Annotated in this window: 20 protein-coding genes; 7 read left to right on the top strand and 13 right to left on the bottom strand. The window is 71.0% G+C overall.

Annotation, left to right across the window (positions count from 1 at the left end):
- Positions 1–137: 137 nt before the first annotated feature.
- The gene (gene aceB / locus ACZ5WC_RS13510) at positions 138–1,757 is read left to right on the top strand and encodes a malate synthase A (RefSeq protein WP_468540928.1); all 1,620 of its coding nucleotides are present in this window, start codon (positions 138–140) and stop codon (positions 1,755–1,757) included.
- 88 nt (positions 1,758–1,845) lie between these two features.
- On the opposite strand, the gene ACZ5WC_RS13505 is transcribed toward aceB, so the two are convergent.
- From ACZ5WC_RS13505 to ACZ5WC_RS13490, 4 genes are all read right to left on the bottom strand, one after another.
- Positions 1,846–3,204, bottom strand: a complete 1,359-nt coding sequence (locus ACZ5WC_RS13505; RefSeq protein ID WP_468540927.1) for a hypothetical protein — start codon at positions 3,202–3,204, stop codon at positions 1,846–1,848.
- Between the two features lie 105 nt (positions 3,205–3,309).
- The gene (locus ACZ5WC_RS13500) at positions 3,310–4,842 is read right to left on the bottom strand and encodes a YfcC family protein (RefSeq protein ID WP_096625431.1); all 1,533 of its coding nucleotides are present in this window, start codon (positions 4,840–4,842) and stop codon (positions 3,310–3,312) included.
- The gene (locus tag ACZ5WC_RS13495) at positions 4,839–6,212 is read right to left on the bottom strand and encodes a M20/M25/M40 family metallo-hydrolase (protein ID WP_468540926.1); all 1,374 of its coding nucleotides are present in this window, start codon (positions 6,210–6,212) and stop codon (positions 4,839–4,841) included. Before ACZ5WC_RS13495 ends, ACZ5WC_RS13500 begins: the two co-directional genes overlap by 4 nt.
- Positions 6,213–6,315: 103 nt before the next feature.
- On the bottom strand, positions 6,316–7,308 hold the full coding sequence (locus ACZ5WC_RS13490; protein WP_468540925.1) for a fibronectin type III domain-containing protein: 993 nt from the start codon (positions 7,306–7,308) through the stop codon (positions 6,316–6,318).
- Between the two features lie 130 nt (positions 7,309–7,438).
- Here ACZ5WC_RS13490 and ACZ5WC_RS13485 point away from each other — a divergent pair, with 130 nt between their 5' ends.
- Positions 7,439–8,056 (top strand): TIGR03086 family metal-binding protein, encoded by a 618-nt coding sequence (locus ACZ5WC_RS13485; protein ID WP_468540924.1) that lies wholly within the window; start codon positions 7,439–7,441, stop codon positions 8,054–8,056.
- Between the two features lie 33 nt (positions 8,057–8,089).
- On the opposite strand, the gene ACZ5WC_RS13480 is transcribed toward ACZ5WC_RS13485, so the two are convergent.
- From ACZ5WC_RS13480 to ACZ5WC_RS13440, 9 genes are all read right to left on the bottom strand, one after another.
- Entirely contained in the window at positions 8,090–8,773 is a 684-nt protein-coding gene (locus ACZ5WC_RS13480; RefSeq protein ID WP_468540923.1) for an alpha/beta fold hydrolase, read from the bottom strand.
- A 126-nt stretch (positions 8,774–8,899) separates the two neighbouring features.
- Positions 8,900–10,354 (bottom strand): nucleobase:cation symporter-2 family protein, encoded by a 1,455-nt coding sequence (locus ACZ5WC_RS13475; RefSeq protein ID WP_468540922.1) that lies wholly within the window; start codon positions 10,352–10,354, stop codon positions 8,900–8,902.
- A gap of 338 nt (positions 10,355–10,692) precedes the next feature.
- A complete protein-coding gene (locus ACZ5WC_RS13470) occupies positions 10,693–12,081 on the bottom strand; it encodes an 8-oxoguanine deaminase (protein WP_311122120.1) in 1,389 nt (462 codons plus the stop codon).
- Between the two features lie 45 nt (positions 12,082–12,126).
- Entirely contained in the window at positions 12,127–13,530 is a 1,404-nt protein-coding gene (locus ACZ5WC_RS13465) for a nucleobase:cation symporter-2 family protein (RefSeq protein ID WP_468540921.1), read from the bottom strand.
- 68 nt (positions 13,531–13,598) lie between these two features.
- On the bottom strand, positions 13,599–14,522 hold the full coding sequence (gene pucL, locus ACZ5WC_RS13460; protein ID WP_468540920.1) for a factor-independent urate hydroxylase: 924 nt from the start codon (positions 14,520–14,522) through the stop codon (positions 13,599–13,601).
- Between the two features lie 7 nt (positions 14,523–14,529).
- A complete protein-coding gene (gene uraH / locus ACZ5WC_RS13455) occupies positions 14,530–14,919 on the bottom strand; it encodes a hydroxyisourate hydrolase (RefSeq protein ID WP_073881777.1) in 390 nt (129 codons plus the stop codon).
- A 20-nt stretch (positions 14,920–14,939) separates the two neighbouring features.
- Positions 14,940–15,476, bottom strand: a complete 537-nt coding sequence (gene uraD, locus ACZ5WC_RS13450; RefSeq protein WP_468540919.1) for a 2-oxo-4-hydroxy-4-carboxy-5-ureidoimidazoline decarboxylase — start codon at positions 15,474–15,476, stop codon at positions 14,940–14,942.
- Positions 15,477–15,640: 164 nt separating this feature from the next.
- Positions 15,641–16,060 carry a helix-turn-helix domain-containing protein gene (locus tag ACZ5WC_RS13445; protein ID WP_468540918.1) on the bottom strand — a complete coding sequence of 140 codons (420 nt, stop codon included), beginning with the start codon at positions 16,058–16,060 and terminating at the stop codon, positions 15,641–15,643.
- On the bottom strand, positions 16,057–16,308 hold the full coding sequence (locus ACZ5WC_RS13440; RefSeq protein ID WP_468540917.1) for a YkoF family thiamine-binding protein: 252 nt from the start codon (positions 16,306–16,308) through the stop codon (positions 16,057–16,059). Before ACZ5WC_RS13440 ends, ACZ5WC_RS13445 begins: the two co-directional genes overlap by 4 nt.
- A 301-nt stretch (positions 16,309–16,609) precedes the next feature.
- Here ACZ5WC_RS13440 and ACZ5WC_RS13435 point away from each other — a divergent pair, with 301 nt between their 5' ends.
- The 5 genes from ACZ5WC_RS13435 to ACZ5WC_RS13415 all read left to right on the top strand — a co-directional run bounded on the left by ACZ5WC_RS13435 (position 16,610) and on the right by ACZ5WC_RS13415 (position 23,081).
- Positions 16,610–17,449 carry a TIM barrel protein gene (locus ACZ5WC_RS13435; RefSeq protein ID WP_468540916.1) on the top strand — a complete coding sequence of 280 codons (840 nt, stop codon included), beginning with the start codon at positions 16,610–16,612 and terminating at the stop codon, positions 17,447–17,449.
- Between the two features lie 80 nt (positions 17,450–17,529).
- Entirely contained in the window at positions 17,530–18,423 is an 894-nt protein-coding gene (locus ACZ5WC_RS13430; RefSeq protein WP_468540915.1) for a 2-hydroxy-3-oxopropionate reductase, read from the top strand.
- A 244-nt stretch (positions 18,424–18,667) separates the two neighbouring features.
- Positions 18,668–20,125, top strand: a complete 1,458-nt coding sequence (locus ACZ5WC_RS13425; RefSeq protein WP_468540914.1) for a catalase — start codon at positions 18,668–18,670, stop codon at positions 20,123–20,125.
- Positions 20,126–20,521: 396 nt separating this feature from the next.
- On the top strand, positions 20,522–22,342 hold the full coding sequence (locus ACZ5WC_RS13420) for a sensor histidine kinase (RefSeq protein WP_468540913.1): 1,821 nt from the start codon (positions 20,522–20,524) through the stop codon (positions 22,340–22,342).
- 76 nt (positions 22,343–22,418) lie between these two features.
- Positions 22,419–23,081, top strand: a complete 663-nt coding sequence (locus ACZ5WC_RS13415; protein ID WP_468540983.1) for a response regulator transcription factor — start codon at positions 22,419–22,421, stop codon at positions 23,079–23,081.
- Positions 23,082–23,126: the final 45 nt, after the last annotated feature.

Here is a 23,126-nt window from a genome sequence, read left to right as displayed (position 1 = left end):
ACTACTATCCACTGGTCAGAAGCCCTCTGAACCTCAGACGGCACCCACGGCCGTATCTCGGAGCCATGGCACGCCGTGCCGTCTCAGGCGACCCGGCGGCCATGAGACGCCGCCGCCCGCTGAAGGAGTGACAGCTCATGTCCGCACCAGCGCCGTCCACGCTGGCCATCGTCGATGCCGAGCCCCTGCCCCGGCAGGAAGAGGTCCTGACCGACGCGGCCCTCGCGTTCGTGGCCGAGCTGCACCGGCAGTTCACCCCGCGCCGCAATGAGCTGCTCGCCCGGCGCGGTGAGCGCCGCGCCGAGATCGCCCGCACCTCCACGCTGGACTTCCTGCCCGAGACGGCGGCGATCCGCGCGGACGACTCCTGGAAGGTCGCCCCGGCTCCGGCCGCACTGAACGACCGACGGGTGGAGATCACCGGTCCGACCGACCGCAAGATGACCATCAACGCGCTGAACTCCGGCGCCAGGGTCTGGCTCGCCGACTTCGAGGACGCGTCCGCTCCCACCTGGGAGAACGTGGTCCTCGGCCAGCTCAACCTGACCGACGCCTACGAGCGCCGCATCGACTTCACCGACCCGGGGTCCGGCAAGTCGTACGCCCTCAAGTCCGCCGACGAGCTGGCCACGGTCGTGATGCGCCCGCGCGGCTGGCACCTGGAGGAGCGCCACCTCCAGGTGGACGGCGTCTCCGTGCCCGGGGCGCTGGTCGACTTCGGCCTCTACTTCTTCCACAACGCCAAGCGCCTGATCGACCTCGGCAAGGGCCCGTACTTCTATCTGCCGAAGACGGAGTCGCACCTGGAGGCCCGCCTCTGGAACGACATCTTCGTCTTCGCCCAGGACTACGTCGGCATCCCGCAGGGGACGGTCCGCGCGACGGTCCTGATCGAGACGATCACCGCCGCGTACGAGATGGAGGAGATCCTCTACGAGCTGCGCGACCACGCCGCCGGACTCAACGCGGGACGCTGGGACTACCTCTTCTCCATCGTCAAGAACTTCCGTGACGGCGGAGCCAAGTTCGTCCTGCCGGACCGCAACGCGGTGACGATGACCGCCCCCTTCATGCGGGCGTACACCGAACTCCTGGTCCGCACCTGCCACAAGCGCGGCGCGCACGCGATCGGCGGCATGGCGGCCTTCATCCCCTCCCGCCGCGACGCCGAGGTCAACAAGATCGCCTTCGAGAAGGTCAAGGCCGACAAGGACCGGGAGGCGCACGACGGCTTCGACGGCTCCTGGGTCGCCCACCCCGACCTGGTCCCGATCGCCCTGGCCTCCTTCGACGCGGTCCTCGGCGAGAAGCCGAACCAGAAGGACCGGCTGCGCGAGGACGTCTCGGTGGCGGCGGGCGATCTGATCGCCATCGACACCCTCGACGCCAGGCCCACGTACGAGGGCCTGCGCAACGCCGTGGCGGTCGGCATCCGCTACATCGAGGCCTGGCTGCGAGGGCTGGGCGCGGTCGCCATCTTCAACCTGATGGAGGACGCGGCCACCGCCGAGATCTCGCGCTCGCAGATCTGGCAGTGGATCAACGCGGACGTGGTCTTCGACAACGGCGAGCACGCCACCGCCGACCTGGCCCGCAAGGTCGCCGCCGAGGAACTGGCCGCGATCCGCGAGGAGATCGGCGAGGAGGCCTTCGCCTCCGGGAAGTGGCAGCAGGCCCACGACCTCCTGCTCCAGGTCTCCCTGGACCAGGACTACGCGGACTTCCTGACCCTGCCCGCGTACGAGCAGCTGCGCTGACCTCTGCGCACGCGAGCCCGTACGGACGCGCGACGGAACCGCCCCCGGCACCGCACAGCGCCGGGGGCGGTTCGCGTACCCGGCGGGTTCAGCCGCGGGCGCGGTGCAGGGTCATCTCCCACAGATCGTCCGCCGAACTGAAGCCGGACCCCGAGCCGGTCTTCCGGACCGCCGTGAGCCCCGCGTACTCGTTCACGGCCACGGGCGCGATGCCCGGCTCCAGTTCGATGTCCTGCCCGCTGCGCGCGTCGAGGACCACCGGGCCCGAAGCGGTGCTCGCGTAGACCCGGCCCTGCCGGACCGCGGTGACCTCGGGGGCGATACGGCCCGCCGCCCTGTCGGGCAGCTCCCACAGCACCTTGGCGCCGGCGACGTCGACGGCGAAGACCTCGGCCGCGCGCCGGGCCGCTCCGGGGTGCCGCCCGCACACGACGACGGACTTCCCGTCGTAACGGCACTCCACGGGACGTTCCTTGTCGGCCAGGGGCTTCTCCTTGCCCGTCTTCGCGTCCACCAGGACCAGCTGGCTGCGGGACGAGAAGATGCCGCTGCGCGTCACCTTCGTGGTGATGATCCGGTCGGGCCCCGCCGACGTCATCCACTGCGCCTGGAACGCGGGGTTCACGCCCGCGGAGCGCTTGTGGGAACGGTCCTGCCACGCCGTGTCGCCGTCCTTCATGCTCACAGCTGTCAGCACCTGGTACCGCGCGCCGTTGTCGTTCGAGGCGCCGACCGCGTTTCCCCCGGCCACGGTGTACGCCTCGAAGCCCCACTCCTCCCAGAGGGACCTGGGCCGGTCCGGGTCACTGAGGTCGACGCCGAAGGTGGTCCGGTTCGTGTTGGGCGAGGGCCGCTGGTCGTGCACGCGCGCCGAGACCGCCACCGTCCCGCCCTGCGCCCCGACCACCCGCGTCGCCGTGGCGCGGTTCCGGAAGCCGTCGCCCAGCGGGATCTCCAGGCTGCTGCGCAGCTTGCCGGTGCCGGAGTCGATGACCAGCAGCTCGACGAAGTGCCGGGAGGCCGTGGTGCCCCGGGCCGCCTTGGACACGTGGTACGGAACGAGGACGAGCGGATCGCCGCCCGCCCGCTCCAGCACGAAGGGGGCCAGGTCGTCCCGCCGGTCCGTCTTGCGGAAGTAGTCCTTCGGGAACACCCGCTGGACGGTGTTGCGCGGGGTCAGCTCCGGCCCCGCCTGCTGCCCCGTGGCCACATCCCGGACCTGGACGCCCACGATGCCCTTGGTGAAGAGGTAGCGCCCGGCCAGCGTCGAACTCAGCAGGGGCCCGGTCTGGCCGAACGATTCGCCCGTGGGATCGGCGGCGAACTTCACGGGGGCTTCGTACGCCGTGAGTTCCGGCTTCTCGGCGGGCTTCGAGGCGGCGCTCCGGCCGCCCTTGCCGTCTTTCCGGGCACCGGCGTCCGCCTCCCCGGAACTGCATCCCGCCACCGCCAGGAGTCCCACAACCAGCAGACCGGACAAGCCACTTCGCGCGCTTCGCATCTCCCCGCCCTTCACGTACCACGACCGGTGATCCAGAGTAGGCGAGACCTCTCAGGTCCACACCGCCCCCAGCGCCACGAACCCGCAGATCAAGGCGGCCAGGATCGCCAGCAGCGGCCAGACGAAGCGCAGGTACCTGTCGTAGCCGATCTTGGCCAGGGCCACCCCGCCGATGGTGACCGCCGTCGTCGGGACCCAGAGGTTCATCCAGCCGCTGGCCGCCTGCCAGGCCGTCACGACCACCGCGCGGGAGACGCCCGCGAAGTCGGCCAGGGGGGCCAGGATCGGCATCGCGAGGGTGGCGTGCCCGGAGGTGGAGGGGATGAGGAAGGCGAGCGGCAGGTTGACGAGGAAGACGTAGACCGCGAAGAGCGCCGAGGAGGTCCCCGAGACCACGCCCTCGATGGAGTGCAGCACGGTGTCGGTGATCTGCGAGTTGTTCATGATGACCGTGACGCCACGGGCGAGGACGATGACGAGCGCCGGGGAGATGAAGTCGGCCGCGCCCTGGATGACGGTCGCGCTGAGCTTCTGCTCGCCGAACCGGGCGACGACGCCCACGAGGACCGCCGCGACCAGGAACAGGGCGGCCAGTTGCGGGAAGGACCAGCCGAGTTCGAAGCCGTACGGCGTGGCGTCGGCGTCGCCGGTGAGGGCGCTGGACCAGGGGACGACCGAGAAGATCATGAAGGTGAAGACCAGGGTGACCAGGATCAGGATGATCTGGTGGAGCCGGGTCAGCTCCGGGGGCTCCGCCGCGTCCGCCGCGTTGTGGTCGCGGTCGCCGGGGAGGAAGCCGGAGAGCGAGCGTTCGGGGTTCCTGCGTACGCGGTTGGCGTACCGGATGACGTAGGCGATCGTCACCGCGGTGAGCACCACCCACATGATCGCGCGCAGCACGATGCCGTCGCCGAGCGAGATGTCCGCGGCGGACGAGGCGACGCCGGTGGCGAAGGGGTTGACCGTGGAGCAGAGCACCCCGACGCCCGCACCGAGGATGATCGTGCCGGTGGCCACCATGCGGTCGTAGCCGAGGGCCAGCATCAGGGGGATGATCAGGCCGTAGAAGCCGAGCGTCTCCTCCGCGAAGCCCTCGACCGTACCGAGCAGCGCGAAGACCAGCATCACCCCGGCGATGAGCAGCGCGCCCCGGTCGCGCAGCCGGTGGGCGAGGCGGCCGATGCCCCGGTCCAGGGCTCCGGTGGCGAACACCACCGTGATGAACGCGCCGATGGCGAGCACGAACAGGAACACGCCCGCGCTGCCGTACAGTTCGCCCGCCAGATCCGGGCCCACCTGGCCCGTCTGCGCGTCCTGGACGCCGTAGAGGCCGTTGACCGGGGAGAGGAAGAGGTCGTTCAGGCGGTCGACGAAGCTCTGGTCGGAGTCGACGCGGTGGTACGTGCCCTGGACCGGGGCGCCGTCCTCGTCGCGGTCGTAGGCGCCGGGCGGGACGAGGAAGGCCAGGGCCCAGACGGCGAGCGTGACGACGGCGAGGATCGTGAGGGCGCTGGGAAAGGTGAACTTCGGCCCGGCCGGGGGCTCCTCCTCCGGAGCCGGTTTCGTGTCGGCGGCGCTGCTCATGCGGTGCTCCCCCGGGTGCGGGAGGCGTACGTCGCCGCGTACTCCCTCAGGAACGCGGCCTCCGCGATCACCGCCGACCGCAGCTCCGAGAAGAGGACGCGTTCGTTGGGGGCGTGCAGGTTGCACATGCTGTCCTGGGCTCCGAAGAGGAGCACCTCGGCGTTCGGGACCGCCTTGGCCAGGCCGTTGACCAGCGGGATCGAGCCGCCGCTCGCGACGAAGGACGGCTCGCTCCCCCAGCCCTCCCGCAGTGCCGTGAGGGCCGCGCGGTAGGCCGGTCCGTCGGTCGCGGGTTCGAATCCGGGGCCCGTGTCGCCGGGGGTGACGGTGAGCGGGATACCGAACGGGCGCAGGGACTCCAGATGGGTGACGAGCAGGTCGCGTGCCTGTCTCGGGTCCTGCTCGGGGTGGAAGCGCAGGTTCAGCTTGGCGCGGGCGTACGGGACGACGGCGGAGGCCGCGTGGTCGACGCTCGGGGCGTCGATCCCGATGACGGTGATGGCCGGGCCGCTCCAGAGGCGTTCACCGAGGCTGCCGGAGCCGATGAGGGGCACGCCCTCCTGGACTCCGGCGAGGGAGCGGAATTCTTCCTCCGTATAGGTGGTACCCCTCCAGTCGTCGCGGCGCAGGCCCTCGACGGCGACGTCACCGTGGACGTCGTGGAGGGTGGCCAGCGCTTTGAGGAGGGCGAGCAGGGCGTCGGGGGCGGCTCCGCCGAACTCGCCGCTGTGCCGGGGCTCGGCGAGCGTGCGGACCTCGACGACGACCTCCGCGGCGCCGCGCAGGCCGGTGGTGAGGGTGGGGCTGCCGGGGCGGAGGTTGCCCATGTCCGCGATGACCATCGCGTCGCAGGCGAAGCGGTCCGGATCGGTGGGCGGGTAGTCGTCGAAGGCGCTCCCGTACTCCTCCTGGCCCTCCAGGACGATCTTCAGGCCGACCGGAGGACGCCCCTCGTAGGCGCGGAGTACGCCCAGGTGGACGATGATGTTGGACTTGTCGTCGGCGATGCCCCGGGCCCGCAGACCGCCTTCGACGGGCGTGGGCTCGAAGGGCGGGGAGAGCCACAGCGCCTCGTCGCCGGGCGGCTGTACGTCGTAGTGGCCGTAGAGCAGGACCGTCGGCGCTCCGGCGGCCGGCGGCGGGACCTCCGCGATGACGACCGGTGCGGTGTCGGGCAGGTCCAGCCGCTCCACGTGCTCCACGCCCGCGCCCCGCAGCAGCTCCACGAGGAGGTCGTGGGCCTGCCGCACGGGCTCGGGCGGGAAGCCGGGGAAGGCGATGGACGGGATGGCCGTCAGCCGTTCCAGGTCGGCGACGAGACCGTCCATCAGCGCGTCGGCCCGCGTACGCAGGTCGTCTCCCAGGTCCATGGTTCAGCCCCTTCGATCCCTCGGTCTTCTGGCCCTTCTGGGATCAATGGACCATAAGGGGCGGATCACCGCATGCCTGCGGCAGCCGGAGCGCCGACCCGCGTCAGTCGGCCAGGACGACCGTGCGCTGGGCCGAGAAGTCGCCCCACTTGCCGTCCGGCAGCTTGGCCCGGAGCTTCATGGAGTACCGGGTGCCGGGAGGGTCCGCGAGGTTCAGCCGGTAGGCGGCCCGGCCCTTCGGCGGCGTACCGCCCCAGACGATGATGGTGGTGAGCCTGCCGTTCAGATACAGCTCGTAGGCCGGTACCGCCCCGCCCGTCTCCGGCTGGTCCCAGGAGAGGTCGACGGTGAACTCCGCACCCTCCTTGCCGATCTCGGTGCGCAGCCCGGTGGGGGCGGTGCTCGCGGGGGCGCCGGGGGCCGAGGCGGTGGTGAGGTCGGCGGTGTTGCTGTCGGGCGAGGACTTGTCGGAGGCGTCGCGGGCCCGCACGGTGAAGCTGTAGACGGTTCCGGGGCGCAGGCCGGTCAGCTTCGCGGTCGTCGCGTCGCCCGGCACGCTGTGGATGCGGGAGTCCTCCTGGTAGACGTCGTACGAGGTGACGCCGACGTCGTCCTTGGCCGCCTGCCAGGTCAGGGTGGCCGCGTGGCTGCCGTCGGCCCTTCCGGTCAGCTTCGCGGGGACGGTGGGGGGCGCCTCGTCCTCGGGCGGGGTGGCCCGGGTGGTGACGGGGATGGCGGCGCTGGGGGCGGAGAGGTTCCCGGCGGTGTCCTTGGACCGGACGGTGAAGGTGTAGTCCGTCGAGGCGGTCAGCCCGTCGACGTCGATCATGCGCTTGGCCGCGGGGACGGCCTTGACCTTGGTCTTTCCTTGATAGACCTCGTATCCGGCGATCTCCCTGTCGTCGGTGGCGGGCTCCCACATCACGTGCACCGAGGTGGAGCTGCTGGCCTGCGCGGTCACGCCCTCCGGGGCGCTGGGCCGCTGGGTGTCGGCGTCGGCGGTGCCGCCGCACGCGGTGAGGGTGGCGAGGAGCAGGACGGCGGAACAGGTCAACGCGGCAGATATGTGGGGGCGTTGCACGGGGGTGCCTTCCATCCGGACAGCAATGGTCCAGACCTGTATGGCATGGTGTGGGGGCCGCCGACAAGGGTCGGGCCGGGGAACCTTCCGCTGTCCGGCGGTGTGCGCGCCGATGAGTTTCCGGCGGCGACGGAGTCTGCCCTGCATGGATACGCATGAGACTTCTGTGTCCGGCACCGCTTCGGCCCCGGACCTGGGACCGGCCGCCAGGCGGATCGCGGGCCTGCTCAGCGCGGTCGACGACGCCCGCCTGGACGCACCCACCCCCTGCCCCGACTACGCGGTGCGTGAGCTGCTCGGCCACCTCGCCATGCTCGCCGCCGCCTTCCGGGACGCGGCCCGCAAGGACCTCGGGCCCAGCACGGCCGTCGCCCCGGACAGCGCGCTCCCCGTCCTCGACGACGACTGGCGGGAGGTCCTGCCCAGGCGTCTGGAGGAGGTGGCGGCGGCCTGGCGCTCCCCCGATGCCTGGACGGGCATGACCAGGGCGGGCGGCGTGGACCTGCCCGGCGAGGTGGCGGGGGCCGTGGCGCTCGACGAACTCGTCGTCCACGGCTGGGACCTGGCCCGGTCGACGGGTCAGCCGTACGAGGCGGGCGAGGCCGAGCTGCGCTCCTGCGAGGCGCTGCTCGCCCCGGACGAGGACGACCCGGACCGCGGGGGCATCTTCGGGCCGCCGGTCGCGGTGCCGGCCGGCGCCCCGCTGCTGGACCGGGTGATCGCCCTCAGCGGCCGCCGCCCGGACTGGCGGCCGGAGGGCTGAGCGGGCGACGGCGAAGCGCCGCGGGGCCGGTCCTCAGCTGGTGAAGAACTCCGTGATGTGCGCGGCCACCTGGTCCGCGCGGGTCTGGTGCATCCGGTGGCCGCCCGGGACCGTGATCAGCCGGCAGTCCGGAATCAGGGAGGCCGTGTCGGCCTGGCGGTGCTGTTCCATCGTGCTCTCCGGGCCGCCGCCGATGATCAGCGTCGGGGCGACGATGTCGCCGAGGCCGTCCGCGGCGTCCGGTCCCGGGTCGGAGAGCTGGTCCCGTACGGCCGCCACCGCGTTCTCGTCGTAGTCCACCGGGCCCTCGGGCCGCCCCGCCGGGCCCGGGTCGCCGGGGAACGGCGCCGGGGTCTCCACCAGCACGAGCCGCTCCACCCGGTCCGAGTGCTCCTGGGCCAGCAGCCGGGCGGCGACGCCTCCCATGCCGTGGCCGACGAGGCCCACCCGGTCCAGCTCCAGTTCGTCGAGGAACCCCACGACGTCCTCGGCCATCAGCTCCAGGTCGTACGCGTCGGGCCAGTCGCTCTCGCCGTGGCCGCGCAGGTCCAGAGCGAAGACCCGCCACTCCTGGCCCAGCAGGGAGCCGGCCGCCTCCCAGTCCGCGGCCGAACCGCCCAGGCCGTGCAGCAGCACGACGGGCGAGCCGTACGAGTCGCCCCAGGTCCGGTACGCGAGGCGTACATCGCCGACATCCACCACTGACTGATCTTCCATGCCCCTGACGCTACAGCCGCCGGGCGGCGGGCGGCTCCGGGGGGCCGTCGCAGAGCCGGGTCGGACACGGCCGAGGGCCCCGCGTCGTGCGCGGGGCCCTCGCCGAGTCGGCCACCGGTCATGTCGTCAGTGGACGCCCGCCCCGGCGGGCGCCGGGACCACGTGTTCCCCGCTGTGCCGTTCTTCGTCCTCCGCGTCGGGCCTGCGGCCGAAGTGGTTGAAGGCGAGGTTCAGCACGATCGCCACCACACAGCCGGTGGAGATGCCCGAGTCGAGGACGACCAGCAGGTCCTCGGGGAAGGCGTGGTAGAACTGCGGCGCGGCGATCGGGATCAGGCCGATACCGACGGCGGCGGCGACGATCAGCGCGTTCTCGCCCTTCTCCAGGGCGGCGGTGGCCAGGGTCTGGATGCCGCTGGCCGCGACCGTGCCGAAGAGGACGATGCCCGCGCCGCCGAGCACCGGCAGCGGTACGAGGGCGATGACCGAGGCCGCGACCGGGACCAGGCCGAGCAGGATCAGAATCCCGCCGCCGACCGCGACGACGAAGCGGCTGCGGATCTTCGTCATGGCGACCAGTCCGACGTTCTGGGCGAAGGCGCTGCACATGAAACCGTTGAAGATCGGGCTGATGGCGCTGCCCAGGGTGTCGGCGCGCAGACCGCCCTCGATGATCCGCTCGTCGGCCGGACGGCCGACGATCTTGCCGAGGGCCAGCATGTCCGCGGTGGACTCGGTCATGCAGACGAGCATCACGATGCACATGGAGATGATGGCCGCGATCTCGAACTGGGGGCCGCCGAAGGCGAACGGCGTCGGGAAGCCGACCACATCGGCGTTCCTGATGGCGCCGAAGTCGGTGATGCCCGCCGGGATGGCGATCAGGGTGCCGATGATCAGGCCGAGCAGGATCGCGATCTGCTGGAGGAAGCCGCGGAGCAGCTTGCGCATGGCCAGCACGATCACCAGGGTCACGGCGGCCATGGTGATGTTGGTCATCGAACCGTAGTCGTCCGCCGCGGCGTTGCCGCCCTGGGACCAGTTGAAGGCGACGGGCAGCAGTGAGACGCCGATCAGGGTGATGACCGTGCCGGTGACGACGGGCGGGAAGAAGCGGACCAGTTTCCCGAAGTACGGGGCGAGGACGAACCCGAGCAGGCTCGCGACGATGATCGCGCCGAAGATCACGGCTATCCCGTCGTGCCCCCGGTCCTTGCCTATCGCGATCATCGGGGCGACCCCGGCGAACGAGACGCCGTTGACGAAGGGCAGCCGGGCGCCGACCTTCCAGAAGCCGATGGTCTGGAGCAGGGTGGCTATGCCCGCGGTGAACAGGCTCGCCCCCATCAGGAAGGCGGTCTCCTCGGCGGTGAGGCCGACGGCCGGCCCCACGATCAGCGGCGGGGCCACCACGCCCGCGTACATGGCGGCCACGTGCTGGAGGCCGCTGGTGAACATCTTCAGTGGGGGGAGGGTCTCGTCGACCGGATGCTTCCGGTCGGTTCCTGCCTCTGCGACGGCATCGTCCGCTGCTTCGGCGGCTGCATCTGCGTCTTTGTGAAACCTGGGCTTGGCGGCCACGGCGGTTCCTCCGGTCGGTTACACGTCGTCGGCGACGCGGGTGTCAGGGAGGTGGTGCGTAGGAGTGCGGTGGTGCGGCTCTCTCAGGTGGTGCAGGTGGTGCAGGTGGTGCAGGTGGTGCGCTTGTTACGGGCGGGCGGCGCGGTGGGGGCGCGTACGGGCAGGGGTCTTCACCGGTCCGGCGGGCGCGCACCATGGGGTGCGCGTCCGCCGGACCGGCTGCCGTGGACCCCGCTCGGGTCCACGGCGGCCGGTCTCGGGCCGTCCCCCTCGACCGGCCGGTCGGGGATTCCGCCGGGGACCAGTGGCTGCCCGGCGGTTCGGGGGTTCCGCCGGAGTCAGGCCCCGGCGGCGATCTGCGCGAGGCGGCGGGCCTCGTCGCGGGTGACACGGGCGATGGCGTCCTCGTCCACCGTGGTGAGGTGGTTGCCCTCGACGACCGGCTTGCCGTCGACGAGGGAGAGGGTCACCGGGGCGGCCGCGCCGAAGACGAGCGCGGTCACCGGGTCGGCGATCGAGGAGTGGGCCAGGGTGTCCAGCTTCCACAGGACGAGGTCGGCGAGCTTGCCGGCCTCCAGGGAGCCGATCTGGTCGGCGCGGCCCAGGACCTGGGCGCCGCCGAAGGTCCCGAGGCGCAGGGCCTGACGGGCGTTCAGGGCGGCCTCGCGGTGAGCGCCGAGGCGGTTGATGAGCAGGGCGTTGCGCAGCTCGGTGTGCAGTTCGCCGGACTCGTTGGAGGCGGTGCCGTCCACGCCGAGGCCGACCGGAACTCCCGCGGCGAGCATGTCGGGGACCCGGGCGATGCCCGCGGCGAGGCGGGCGTTGGAGGACGGGCAGTGGGCGACGCCCGTACCCGTGCGGGCGAAGGCGGCGATGTCCGAGTCGTTCATGTGGACGCAGTGGGCCATCCACACGTCGCTGCCGAGCCAGCCGGTCGACTCGAAGTAGTCGGTCGGGCCCATCCCGAACAGTTCCTTGCAGAACTGCTCCTCCTCGACGGTCTCCGACCCGTGGGTGTGCAGCCGGACGTTCTTGCGGCGGGCCAGCTCGGCACCCTGGCGCATCAGCTCGGTGGAGACCGAGAACGGCGAGCAGGGGGCGACGGCGATCTGCGTCATCGCGTCGAAGGAGGCGTCGTGGTGGGCGTCGATCGTCGCCTCGGTGGCGGCGAGCGCGCCCTCCAGGGTCTCGACGGCGAAGTCCGGCGGCAGGCCGCCGTCCTTCTCGCTGCGGTCCATGGAGCCCCGGGCGAGGGTGAACCGTACGCCCATCTCGCGGGCGGCCCCGATGATCGCACCGGACAGGTCGCCGGAGCCCTTCGGGAAGACGTAGTGGTGGTCCATGGCGGTGGTGACGCCGCCCCGGGCCAGCATGGCCAGCGAGCCCTGCGCGGCGGCGCGGGCCATCGGCTCGTCGATGCGCGCCCAGGTCGGGTAGAGGGCCACGAGCCAGTTGAAGAGGTTGTGGTCGGTGGCCAGGCCCCGGGTGATCCACTGGTAGAAGTGGTGGTGGGTGTTGACCAGGCCGGGCGTCGCGAGGTGCCCGGTGGCGTCGATGCGCCGGACGACCCCGGCGAGGCCCTCCGGTGCCTTGCCGGCGCCGACGGACTCGATGCGGTTGCCCGCCACGACGATGTAGCCGGAGGCGTACTCCGTGTCGTTGGCGTCGACGGTGGCGATCGAACAGTTCTCGATGATGATGCGCTGAGGGTCTGCCGAAGCTGCCATGGTGCTTCCTTCTTCTTTCTGTGGCGATGTGGGCACGGCAGGACCCTAGGAGGATTTGAGTGCCACAGCGGTGCGGCTGTGGGTGCCGAGATGGTGGAAGAACAGGTTGAGCACGACGGCGACCAGCGCTCCCGCACTGATTCCGGAGCCCAGGACGGTCTGCGCCCAGGCCGGGAACCCGGCGTAGAAGGTGGGCGCGGCGAGCGGGATGATGCCCGCGCCGAGCGCGACGGCGACCAGGATGATGTTGGAGCTGTCGTCGAGTCCGGCCTCGGAGAGCGTACGGATGCCGCTCACGGCGATGGAGCCGAACAGGACGATGCCCGCGCCGCCGAGCACCGGCATCGGGACGAGCGAGACGACCGCGCCGAGCACCGGGAAGGCGCCGAGGATCAGGAGCGCGCCGCCGGCCGCCGCGACCACGTACCGGCTGCGTACCCGGGTCAGCGAGACGACGCCGACGTTCTGGGCGAAGGCGCTGGTGGGGAAGGAGCCGAAGACCGGGCCGATCAGGGTCGCGATGCCGTCGGTGCGCAGCCCCCGGGTGATCGTACGGCCGTCGGTGCGGCGCTCGCAGATCTCGCCGAGGGCCAGCATGCCTGCGGAGGACTCCGTCATCAGGACGAGCATGACGATGCAGAGGGAGAGGATCGCGGCGGGCTGGAACTCGGGCGCGCCGAAGGCGAAGGGGGTCGGCAGGGCGGCGAGCGGGGCGGACTTCAGCGCGGAGAAGTCGGCGAGTCCGAACGGGATCGCGGCCAGCGTGCCGACGAACATGCCCATCAGAAGGGCGACTTGCTTGAGAAAGCCGCGCCCGAAGCGCTGGATGAGCAGGATGACGACGAGGGTGAAGGCGGCCAGCGCCAGGTACTTCATGGCGCCGAAGTCGGCGGCGGTGGCGTCGCCGCCCTGCGCCCAGGCGACCGGGACCGGCATGAGCGTGACGCCGATGAGGGTGATGACCACGCCGGTGACGAGCGGCGGGAAGAAGCGCAGCAGCCTGCCGAAGAACGGTCCGACGGTCAGGCAGAATGCTCCGGCGACGAGCACCGCCCCGTAGATCGCGGGTAGTTGGTGCCCGGGGGCGCTGGTCTCGGCGATGGCGAGCATCGGGGCGATACCGGCGGAGGAGGCGGCGTTGACGAACGGCAGGCGGTTTCCGGCGAAGCGGCCGAGGCCGATCGTCTGGAGGATGGTGGCGAGTCCCGCGATCAGGAGGCTCGCCGCGATGAGCCGGGTCATTCCGGCGGCGTCCAGGCCGACGGCCTGGCCGATGATCAGCGGAGGGGTGACGACGCCCGCGTACATGGCGGCGATGTGCTGGAGCGCGGCGGGGACGAGCCGCGCGGGAGGAAGCTTCTCGTCGACGGGGTGAACCGCCGTGTCGGCAGTGGTGGCCGGTGAGGTTCTGGCTGGGCCTTCTGCCGGCCCCGATGCAGGCTGTGCCATGGGTGTTCCCTCCGGGATGACCGGCCCCCGCCCGACTGCGGGCGGACGGGGGCCGGTTCAGTGCCGCGTCAGAGGTTGGTCATGTCGACCGGGATCTTCGGCTCGACGCCGTCCCGGAGCACGGTGGCCTCGATCAGACCGTAGGGACGGTCCGCCGCGAAGTAGACCTCATTGTCGTTCTTGAGGCCGAACGGTTCGAGGTCCACCAGGAAGTGGTGGTTGTTCGGCAGCGAGAAGCGGATCTCGTCGATCTCGCTGCGGCTGTTGATGATGCGCGAACCCATCTGGTACAGGGTCTGCTGGAGCGAGAGGGAGTACGTCTCGGCGAAGGCCTGGAGCATGTGCTTGCGCGCCTGCTCGTAGGACTTCTCCCAGTTCGGCATGCGCTGCTCGTCGCTGGTCCAGTTGTAGCGCCAGCGCGCGGAGACGTCGGTCGCCAGGATGCGGTCGTACGCCTCCTTCAGCGTCGTGTACTTGTCCTTGACGTAGCCCCAGAACTCGGAGTTGGTCGAGTTCATCACCGTCAGGTCCTTGAGGCCCGAGATGACCTCCCAGTTCTCACCGTCGTAGGTGATCTGGGATACGCGGGTCTCCTGGCCCTTGCGGGCGAAGGAGTGCTTGACGTCGTCGGCGCCGATGAACCTGGAGTTGCCGTCGGAGGTCGCGATGCGCTCCCAGGCGTACTCCTCTATCCGGATCCGGGCGCGGTGGATCGGCTCCTGCGAGGAGACGAAGTGCCGGGCGAGGTGGATGCCGAACTGCTCGGCGGACTCGATCCCGTGCTCCTTGGCGAACGCGAACACCGTGTTCTTGGTGGTGTCGGTCGGCAGGACGTTGGCGTTGGAGCCGGAGTAGTGCACGTCGTCCATGTCGCCGGAGAGGGCGACCGAGACGTTCAGGTCCTTGATGTGGTGGGTGTCGCCGTCCCGCACGATCTTGACGACGCGGTTCTCTGCTTTGCCGTACTGGTTCTGGCCGAGAATCGTGGGCATGTCGGTGCTAGCTCCCTCGGTAAACGGAGTAGCCGAACGGGTTGAGCAGCAGCGGTACGTGATAGTGCTCGCCCGGGACGACCGCGAACGCGATCGTCACTTCCGGGAAGAACGCGCCGCTGTCCCTTACGCGGGGGGCGTCCTGCTGCGCCTCGGCTTGCTTCTTGGAAAAGTACGTCTCGGTGTCGAAGTCGAGACGCACGTGGGTGGTGCCCTCCGGCAGCGCCGGCAGGTCCTTGCAACGCCCGTCCGCGTCGGTCGCCGAGGCGCCGAGCGTCACATACGGCGCGTCGCCGCCGCTGCGGGCGGCGAGCGATACGGCGACGGAAGCGGCGGGGCGGCCGATGCTGGTGTCCAGGATGTGCGTGGACACCGATGCGGTCGTGTCGGTACTCAAGACCGTCACTCTCCTAGATCTCAAGAGTCCTGTGCGGGAGCGCCCTCTGCGAGGGTCTCCTCCACGAGACGGGTCAGCCGGATGCGGTTGATCTTGCCCAGTTCGGTGCGCACGATCTCCTGCTCCTGCTCGGGCGAGTTCCCGATCCGGGACTTCACCGCGTCGCGCATCTGCTCACCGGTGGCGCCGGTGGCGCAGATCAGGAAGACATGCCCGAACCGCTCCTGGTAGGCCAGGTTCAGTTCGAGCATCTCGGTCTTGAGCTCCTCGGAGGCGCCGGCCATCCCCCGCTGCTCGCGGGAGGAGGTCGGGTCGCCGGGCTTCGGGCGGCCGATCGGCGGGTGGCCCGCCATCGCTTCGGCCAGATCCTCCGCGGTGAGCTCGGCCATGGCGGCATCGCTCGCGGAGAGGAGGGCTTCCACGGTGGCGTACGGGCGCCCGGCGAGAATGGTGCTTCCCCAGGTCCCACTGGCACACACCTCGTGGAGTACGGGAGTGGCCTCGCCGACCGCCAGGGCGTTGAACCGGGTGAGGCCCGGTGTGGAGCTCGAAGTCACGGGAGCCTCCGTGGCTGTTTTTCGCTGTGCGTTGTTCGGGCTGCGGATAGCTAACGCCCTCCACAACACGACGTCAACACTTTGTTGAAATCTCGCGAACGAAGAAAGCCGCCGTCCCGGCATGCGGACAGCGGCTTTCCTATGCGTTCGGCGTGTTCGGCCGACTACTCACCCTTGGGTGAAAGTTCCCGGTTGAGGTAGTTGTACACGGTGAACCGGGAAACCCCCAGGGCTCCGGCCACGGTTTCCACGCCATGCCGTACGGAGAAGGCACCGCGTGCCTCCAGGGTCCGGACGACGGACTGCTTGGCCTTGCGGTCCAGGTCGGCGAGCGGCATCCCGTGCCGCCTGGCCATGGCGGCGAGGATGTGGTCCAGCGAGTCGGACAGCTGGGGCAGGCGCACGGCTATGACGTCCCGGCCCTCCCAGGCGAGCACCACGTCGTCCGGCTGGGCCTGCTCGGGACCCAGCAGCTCCGCGCCCATCGCGTCGACGAGCGGCTTGACCGCGGAGACCAGAGGGTGATCGACCGGTCCGGAGGAGCGACCGGCTACCCCATGGGGCTGATCGGCGGATTCGGTCACGGCGTACCCTCCCCGATCACGTTGACCTGGAGCGAGACCCGGGTGGCGCCCGAGGCCAGGGCCTGGCGCAGCAGGGAGTCCACGGCGGTGAGCACCTCGTCCGCGCCCCCTTCCGCCGTGTTCCCGAACGGGCCGACGTCCACCGCGTCGAGCTCGACTCCCTGGATGACCTCGCGGGCCACCACCGCGTGGGCGGGCGCCTCGTCGAGATCGAAGGGCTCGGTGGTGAATTCCACCCTCAAGCGCACTGTGCCTCCCTGATGTCCTCGCCGCGGGTGCGGGCTCGCGCGGCTCGGCCACGACTGTAGCCGCTGGAGCGGACCCGCTCCCGGTGTGCGCCTGGGGCGTCCGGCCGCACCCGTCGCACAGCGGCCGGAGACCGGGCGGGCGCGACGGACCGGCGGCGGAAGGCGCCCCGGCGACCGGTTCCGCACGCCGCCGACCGGGGCGAATTTCGCGGCACCCCCTTGACAGCCCCGCCGCCCTGCGGGCAATCTTCCGTTAAGCAGAAACTAACTTCCGCAATACGGAAGGAGCGCCGAAATCCTCATGGGATACCCGGACCAGCGCTTCGATGTGAACCTTTCGATCCTCTTCACGGAACTCCCGCTCCTGGAGCGTCCCGCGGCAGCCGCCGCGGCGGGCTTCACTGCGGTCGAGCTGTGGTGGCCCTGGATCGAGACCCCCACCCCGCCGCAGGCGGAGCTCGACGCCCTCAAGAAGGCGCTCGACGACGCCGGCACCCAGCTGGTGGGGCTGAACTTCTACGCCGGACAGCTGCCCGGCCCCGACCGCGGCGCGCTCTCCGTGCCCGGCGCGGAGTCGGACCGCTTCCGGGCCAACATCGAGGTGGCGGCCGACTTCGCCGCCTCGGTCGGCTGCAAGGCGCTCAACGCGCTGTACGGCAACCGCGTCGAGGGCGCGGACCCGGTGGTGCAGGACGCGCTCGCCCTGGAGAACCTGGTGCTGGCGGCCCGCGCGGCCGACCGCATCGGGGCGATCCTCCTCGTCGAGACCCTGAACAAGCCGGAGTCGCCGCTCTATCCGCTGGTCAGCGCACCGGCCGCGATCGAGGTCGTCGACAAGGTCAACGCGGCGACGGGCCTCGGGAACGCGAAGTTCCTGCTGGACCTGTACCACCTCTCGATGAACGGTGAGGACCTGAGCCAGGTCATCAAGGCGTACGCCGCGAAGACCGGTCACGTCCAGATCGCCGACAACCCGGGCCGCGGCGCGCCGGGCACCGGCTCGCTCCCGCTGGAGCGGCTGCTCGACGAGCTGAAGGACGCCGGCTACACGGGCTGGGTCGGCCTGGAGTACAAGCCGGGCGACCGCCCGAGCGCCGACTCCTTCGACTGGCTCCCGGCGTCGGCCCGAGCGGCCCGCTGAGCGGCCGCGGGCGGGCCGGGTCCACCGGCAGGTGAGCCCAACCCCCCTTACGTACACACGTTTTTCAGGAAGGCACCCTCATGAGCAACAACCTCCCCAAGGTTGCGTGGATCGGTCTCGGCATCATGGGCTCCCCCATGTCGGAGAACCTGATCAAGGCCGGTTACTCCGTCACCGGATACACCCTGGAGCAGGACAAGATCGACCGGCTGGTCGCGGCCGGCGGCACCGGCGCCGCCTCGATCGCGGACGCGGTCGGGGACGCCGACGTCGTCATCACGATGGTGCCCGCTTCCCCGCAGGTCGAGGCCATCGCGTACGGCCCCGACGGCATCCTGGAGAACGCCAAGCGCGGCGCGCTGCTGGTGGACATGTCCTCCATCACCCCGCAGACCTCGGTGGACCTCGCCAAGAACGCGGCCGACAAGGGCATCCGGGTCCTGGACGCGCCGGTCTCCGGCGGCGAGGCCGGTGCCATCGAGGCGGTCCTGTCCATCATGGTCGGCGGTGAGCAGGCGGACTTCGACACCGCGAAGCCCCTCCTGGAGGCGCTCGGCAGGACGATCGTGCTCTGCGGCCCGCACGGCTCCGGCCAGACGGTGAAGGCCGCCAACCAGCTGATCGTCGCCGTCAACATCCAGGCGTGCGCCGAGGCCGTGGTCTTCCTGGAGAAGTCCGGCGTGGACCTCGCCGCCGCGCTGGACGTCCTCAACGGCGGTCTGGCCGGTTCGACCGTACTGACCCGCAAGAAGGACAACTTCCTGAAGCGGGACTTCGCCCCCGGCTTCCGGATCGACCTGCACCACAAGGACATGGGCATCGTGACCGACGCCGCCCGCAACGTCGGCGCGGCCCTGCCCGTCGGCGCGGTGGTCTCCCAGCTGGTCGCCTCGCTGCGCGCCCAGGGCGACGGCGGCCTGGACCACTCGGCGCTGCTCCGCTCGGTCGAGCGGCTGTCCGGCTCCCAGGTCTGAACGCCTCCGGCCCCGTGAGGGGGCGACCGGCCACGATCGCCGGTCCGCCCCCCGGGGCCACGGCCCGCACGACGGGCCCCCACAACTCCGGGCCGCGGTGGCGCTGACACCTGTCCTGTCGCGCCCAGGCGCTGCCGCGGCCCGGAACCACAAACTTCGATTTCAACAAACTGTTGACGTTGCTTCGCGGCGAATCTACGCTCCTCAAGCCGTCAGCAGCTCGTACGAAAGGTCACCCCGCCACATGGCTAAGCGTGTGCTCACGACCGAGTCAGGCGCCCCGGTCGCCGACAACCAGAACTCCGCCACCGCCGGTGTCGGTGGACCGATCCTGCTCCAGGACCAGCACCTCCTGGAGAAGCTCGCCCGCTTCAACCGTGAGCGCATCCCGGAGCGCGTGGTCCACGCCCGCGGCTCCGGCGCGTACGGCTACTTCGAGGTCACCGACGACGTCACCGGCTTCACCCGCGCAGACTTCCTCTCCTCGGTCGGCAAACGCACCGAGACGTTCCTCCGCTTCTCCACCGTCGCCGACTCGCTCGGCGGCGCGGACGCGGTCCGCGACCCGCGCGGCTTCGCCCTCAAGTTCTACACGGACGAGGGCAATTACGACCTGGTCGGCAACAACACCCCGGTGTTCTTCATCAAGGACCCGATCAAGTTCCCCGACTTCATCCACTCGCAGAAGCGCGACCCGTTCACCGGGAAGCAGGAGCCGGACAACGTCTGGGACTTCTGGGCGCACGCCCCCGAGGCGACGCACCAGATCACCTGGCTGATGGGCGACCGCGGCATCCCCGCCTCGTACCGTCACATGAACGGCTACGGCTCGCACACCTACCAGTGGACGAACGCCGAGGGCGAGGCCTTCTTCGTCAAGTACCACTTCAAGACCAACCAGGGCGTGCGCTCCCTCTCCGCCGAGCAGGCCGCCGAGCTGGTCGGCAAGGACGCCAACTCGCACCAGACGGACCTGCTCCAGGCCATCGAGCGAGGCGTGAACCCGTCCTGGACGCTGTACGTCCAGGTGATGCCCGCCGCCGAGGCCGCGGACTACCGGTTCAACCCGTTCGACCTCACCAAGGTGTGGCCGCACAGCGACTACCCGCTCCAGCGGGTCGGCCGCCTGGTCCTGGACCGCAACCCGGACAACGTGTTCGCCGAGGTCGAGCAGGCCGCGTTCTCCCCGAACAACTTCGTGCCCGGCATCGGCCCGTCCCCGGACAAGATGCTCCAGGGCCGGCTGTTCGCCTACGCGGACGCGCACCGCTACCGCCTGGGCGTCAACCACACCCAGCTGCCGGTGAACGCCCCCAAGGCGACGCAGGCCGACAACTACGGCCGCGACGGGCTGCACGCGACCCGCAACGGCTCGCGCCACGACAAGAACTACGAGCCCAACTCGTACTCCGGTCCGGCGCAGACCGACGCGGCGCTCGCCGCACCGCTCGCGATCCACGGCTGGACGGGCACGTACGAGACGGCCGCCCACGCCAAGGACGACGACTTCTTCCAGGCGGGCGAGCTCTACCGGCTCATGTCCGAGGACGAGAAGGGCCGCCTGGTCGCGAACATCGCCGGAGGCCTCTCGCAGGTCACCCGCGACGACGTGATCGAGAAGAACCTCGCCCACTTCCACGCCGCCGACGCCGACTACGGCAAGCGCGTGGAGGAGGCCGTCCGCGCCCTGCGCGAGGACTGAGCCTCTCATACAGGCCCCTGCCCGTACCGCGCACCCGGATGAGGGGTGCCGCGCGGCACGGGCAGGACGACGAGGCCGCGGCGGCTGTGCGATGCCAGTGCGGTGGTGAAGGTTCCGGGGACCGTCTTCTGACCTGAAGGAGACGCCCACACCCGGGGCCGATCGCCGCCGCCGCGGTCCCTGTCACCCACGAACGAGGGCGCGAAGTGCGGATACGGTCCCGCACTGCGCGCCCTTTTCGGCGCGCCCGCACCACCTCAGCCCGCCCGGCGCTTGAGGTGGTGCGGGTCCGCACTCGCACGCTCAGCAGGCTGGGGCGGCCGAGTTGACTTTCGTCGTACGCGACGGTGACGAACGGGTGCAGCACTCCGCCGGGGCGCCCTCTAGCGTGGCGGCGTGACTCGTGTGCGGCAGAGGGACCCGATGAAGGCGGCGGACAAGAGCGTCACGGCGCGGCTCAGGGCCGCACCGCGACGCCTGCTCCAGGTGGGCCGTGCCCTGCGCGACCCGGCGCTGTGGAGCCGTCGGCGGATGGCGGGCGAGGCGCTTCTCGCCTTGGTGCTGGCGCTTCTGGGCTGGGCCTTCACCGTGCTCCACCACGGCGCCGTCATCGCCGTGGCCTGCGGGATCGGCGTCGCGGCGCTCGGCCTGCTCCGCCGCGTGCTGCCCGCCTCGGTGCTCCTGACCGCCGCCGTCGCCGCGCTGCCGCTGGACGGATTCAACGTGCTCCTGCCGATCGCTGCCTGGTCGGTGGGACGCCGTGTCGACTCGCTGGTGCGGGCCGCCGTCGCCGTCACCCTGGCTCTCGCGGTCCAGCTCGGCGAGGCGGTGGCGGACTCGCTGCCGCACTTCTCCGGGCTGTACGCGGTCTTCGCCTTCCTGACCCTGCTCATCGTCATCGCCGGCCCGGCCTTCGCCGGCCGCTACTGGGCGCAGCGCCGCACCCTCGCCGACACGCTGCACGAGTACCGCGCCCAGATCGTCCGCGAGAACCACATGATCGCCAATGAGGCGCGGTTGCGGGAGCGGCAGCGCATCGCGCGCGACATGCACGACAGTCTCGGCCATCAGCTCGCCCTGATCTCGGTGCGGGCCGGCGCCCTGGAGGTGGACGCCGAGCTGACCGAGCGGCACCGGGAGTCCGTGGGCGTCCTGCGCGAGGCGTCGGTCGCGGCGATGCGGGAGCTGCGGGAGGTGGTCGGCCTGCTCCGGGACGGCGTGGAACCGGACTCGGGGACGGCCGGTGCGGAGGAGGCCCGGAAGGGCGTGCCACGGCTGCCCGATGCGGAAGGCGGCCGTGGGGTCGAGGGCATCGAGCGTCTGACGGATGCCTCGCGCGCGGCCGGAACGGCGGTGCGGCTCCTGCGTACGGGCGAACCCCGGCCGCTGCCTCCGGCCGCCGACCACGCGGCGTACCGGGCGGTGCAGGAGGGGTTGACCAACGTGCTCAAGCACGCGCCCGGCGCGGCGGTCACCGTGGAACTGCGCTACGAACCGGACTCCTTGGTGGTGGAGGTGGCCAACGGCCCGTCGTCGGCGCACCCGGCGGCTCGCGGCCACCGGACGGTGGTGAGCGGCGGACGCGGGCTGACCGGACTCACGGAGCGGCTGCGCCTGGTCGGCGGCATGGTGCACGCGGCACCCACGGACGAGGGCGGCTTCCGGCTGGCCGCCGTGCTGCCGTACACCCTGCCCAAGGACCCGGGCCCGGACAGCGCGTACGACACGACGTTCGTCGCGGGGACGGGCGACTTTCGCGAGCAGTCCGGGGCGACGGCCCTCGGCGACAGTGGTGCGGTCAACAGGACCGACCTGGCGAAGGACGTGGCGAGAGCGATGAGCAGGGACAACCGGAGGAAGGGACTGGCCGTGGGCTGCGGAGTGGCGGTGGCCGTCGTGCTGCTGCTGGGGGTCGCCGTGGCGGTGGGCGGCTACTTCCTGTTCAAGGAGGCCGACAAGGCCATGATCGAACCCGAGGAGTACGATGCCGTGAAGGTCGGTATGTCCGAGGCGGAGGTCCGCGACCGGCTTCCGCACGGTGACTCCTTCCTCACCGACGGCCTGGACAAGGGCGCGCCGTCCGAGCCCGCGGGAGCGACCTGCCTGAGTCTCAACTCCTCGGCGATGGGCAGCAGCTGGGACAGGTCTCCGGTCTTCCGGTTCTGCTTCCGGGACGGCCGACTGGTGGAGAAGAAGGCCTTCGAGATCAAGGAATGAGCACACCGCCGGGCGCGGCGGTGGAGGACCGAGGCGCGGCCCCGTGAACGGGCGGCCCGACATGTTCAGGAGCACAGTGATCAGGGTCCTCGTCACGGACGACGAACCACTCATCCGGGCAGGCATCCGCATGATCCTCTCCTCCGCGGAGGACATCGACGTCGTCGCGGAGGCGGCCGACGGGCGGGAGGCCGTCGGCCTGGCCCGGGAACTGATGGTGGACGTCGTCCTGCTCGACCTGCAGATGCCGGTGATGGACGGTCTGACGGCGCTGGCGGAGCTGCGCCGCACCGTGCCCTCGGCGCAGGTGCTGATCCTGACGACGTTCGGCGAGCGGGAGAACGTCCTGCGGGCGCTGACCGGCGGCAGCGCGGGCTTCCTCCTCAAGGACTCCGCGCCGCCGGACCTCCTGCGCGCGGTGCGCGCGGCGGCCGCCGGCGAGGCGTACCTCTCCCCGGTCACCACCCGTCAGGTCGTCGACCTGGTGGCGTCCGGCGACGTCGCCCACCGGGCCGGTGAGGCCCGCCGCCGCCTGGAACGTCTCTCCGAGCGGGAGCTGGACGTCCTCGCGTTGCTCGGCGAGGGCCTGTCCAACGCCGACGCGGGCCGCCGTCTGCACATGAGCGAGGGCACGATCAAGACGTACGTCAGCCGCATCCTGTCCAAGCTGGACTGCGAGAACCGCGTCCAGGCGGCGCTCCTGGCCCGGGACGCGGGCTTGCGCGGGAACACTCCCTGACCGTGAAGGCCGGCCGGTACCCCCAGCGAGGCCCCCGCACCGGAT

The sequence above is a fragment of the Streptomyces sp. NPDC033165 genome, assembly GCF_055577965.1.
The sequence above is the reverse complement of the archived record's forward strand: the minus strand, read 5'-3'. Positions and strand labels throughout refer to the sequence as shown.

What these genes read in the sequence shown, in the direction of transcription:
- aceB (WP_468540928.1), top strand. Translation starts at nt 138, where the DNA reads ATGTCCGCACCAGCGCCGTCCACGCTGGCCATCGTCGATGCCGAGCCC.
- ACZ5WC_RS13500 (WP_096625431.1), bottom strand. Translation starts at nt 4,842, where the DNA reads ATGAGCAGCGCCGCCGACACGAAACCGGCTCCGGAGGAGGAGCCCCCG.
- ACZ5WC_RS13495 (WP_468540926.1), bottom strand. Translation starts at nt 6,212, where the DNA reads ATGGACCTGGGAGACGACCTGCGTACGCGGGCCGACGCGCTGATGGAC.
- ACZ5WC_RS13490 (WP_468540925.1), bottom strand. Translation starts at nt 7,308, where the DNA reads ATGGAAGGCACCCCCGTGCAACGCCCCCACATATCTGCCGCGTTGACC.
- ACZ5WC_RS13485 (WP_468540924.1), top strand. Translation starts at nt 7,439, where the DNA reads ATGGATACGCATGAGACTTCTGTGTCCGGCACCGCTTCGGCCCCGGAC.
- ACZ5WC_RS13480 (WP_468540923.1), bottom strand. Translation starts at nt 8,773, where the DNA reads ATGGAAGATCAGTCAGTGGTGGATGTCGGCGATGTACGCCTCGCGTAC.
- ACZ5WC_RS13470 (WP_311122120.1), bottom strand. Translation starts at nt 12,081, where the DNA reads ATGGCAGCTTCGGCAGACCCTCAGCGCATCATCATCGAGAACTGTTCG.
- ACZ5WC_RS13465 (WP_468540921.1), bottom strand. Translation starts at nt 13,530, where the DNA reads ATGGCACAGCCTGCATCGGGGCCGGCAGAAGGCCCAGCCAGAACCTCA.
- pucL (WP_468540920.1), bottom strand. Translation starts at nt 14,522, where the DNA reads ATGCCCACGATTCTCGGCCAGAACCAGTACGGCAAAGCAGAGAACCGC.
- ACZ5WC_RS13435 (WP_468540916.1), top strand. Translation starts at nt 16,610, where the DNA reads ATGGGATACCCGGACCAGCGCTTCGATGTGAACCTTTCGATCCTCTTC.
- ACZ5WC_RS13430 (WP_468540915.1), top strand. Translation starts at nt 17,530, where the DNA reads ATGAGCAACAACCTCCCCAAGGTTGCGTGGATCGGTCTCGGCATCATG.
- ACZ5WC_RS13425 (WP_468540914.1), top strand. Translation starts at nt 18,668, where the DNA reads ATGGCTAAGCGTGTGCTCACGACCGAGTCAGGCGCCCCGGTCGCCGAC.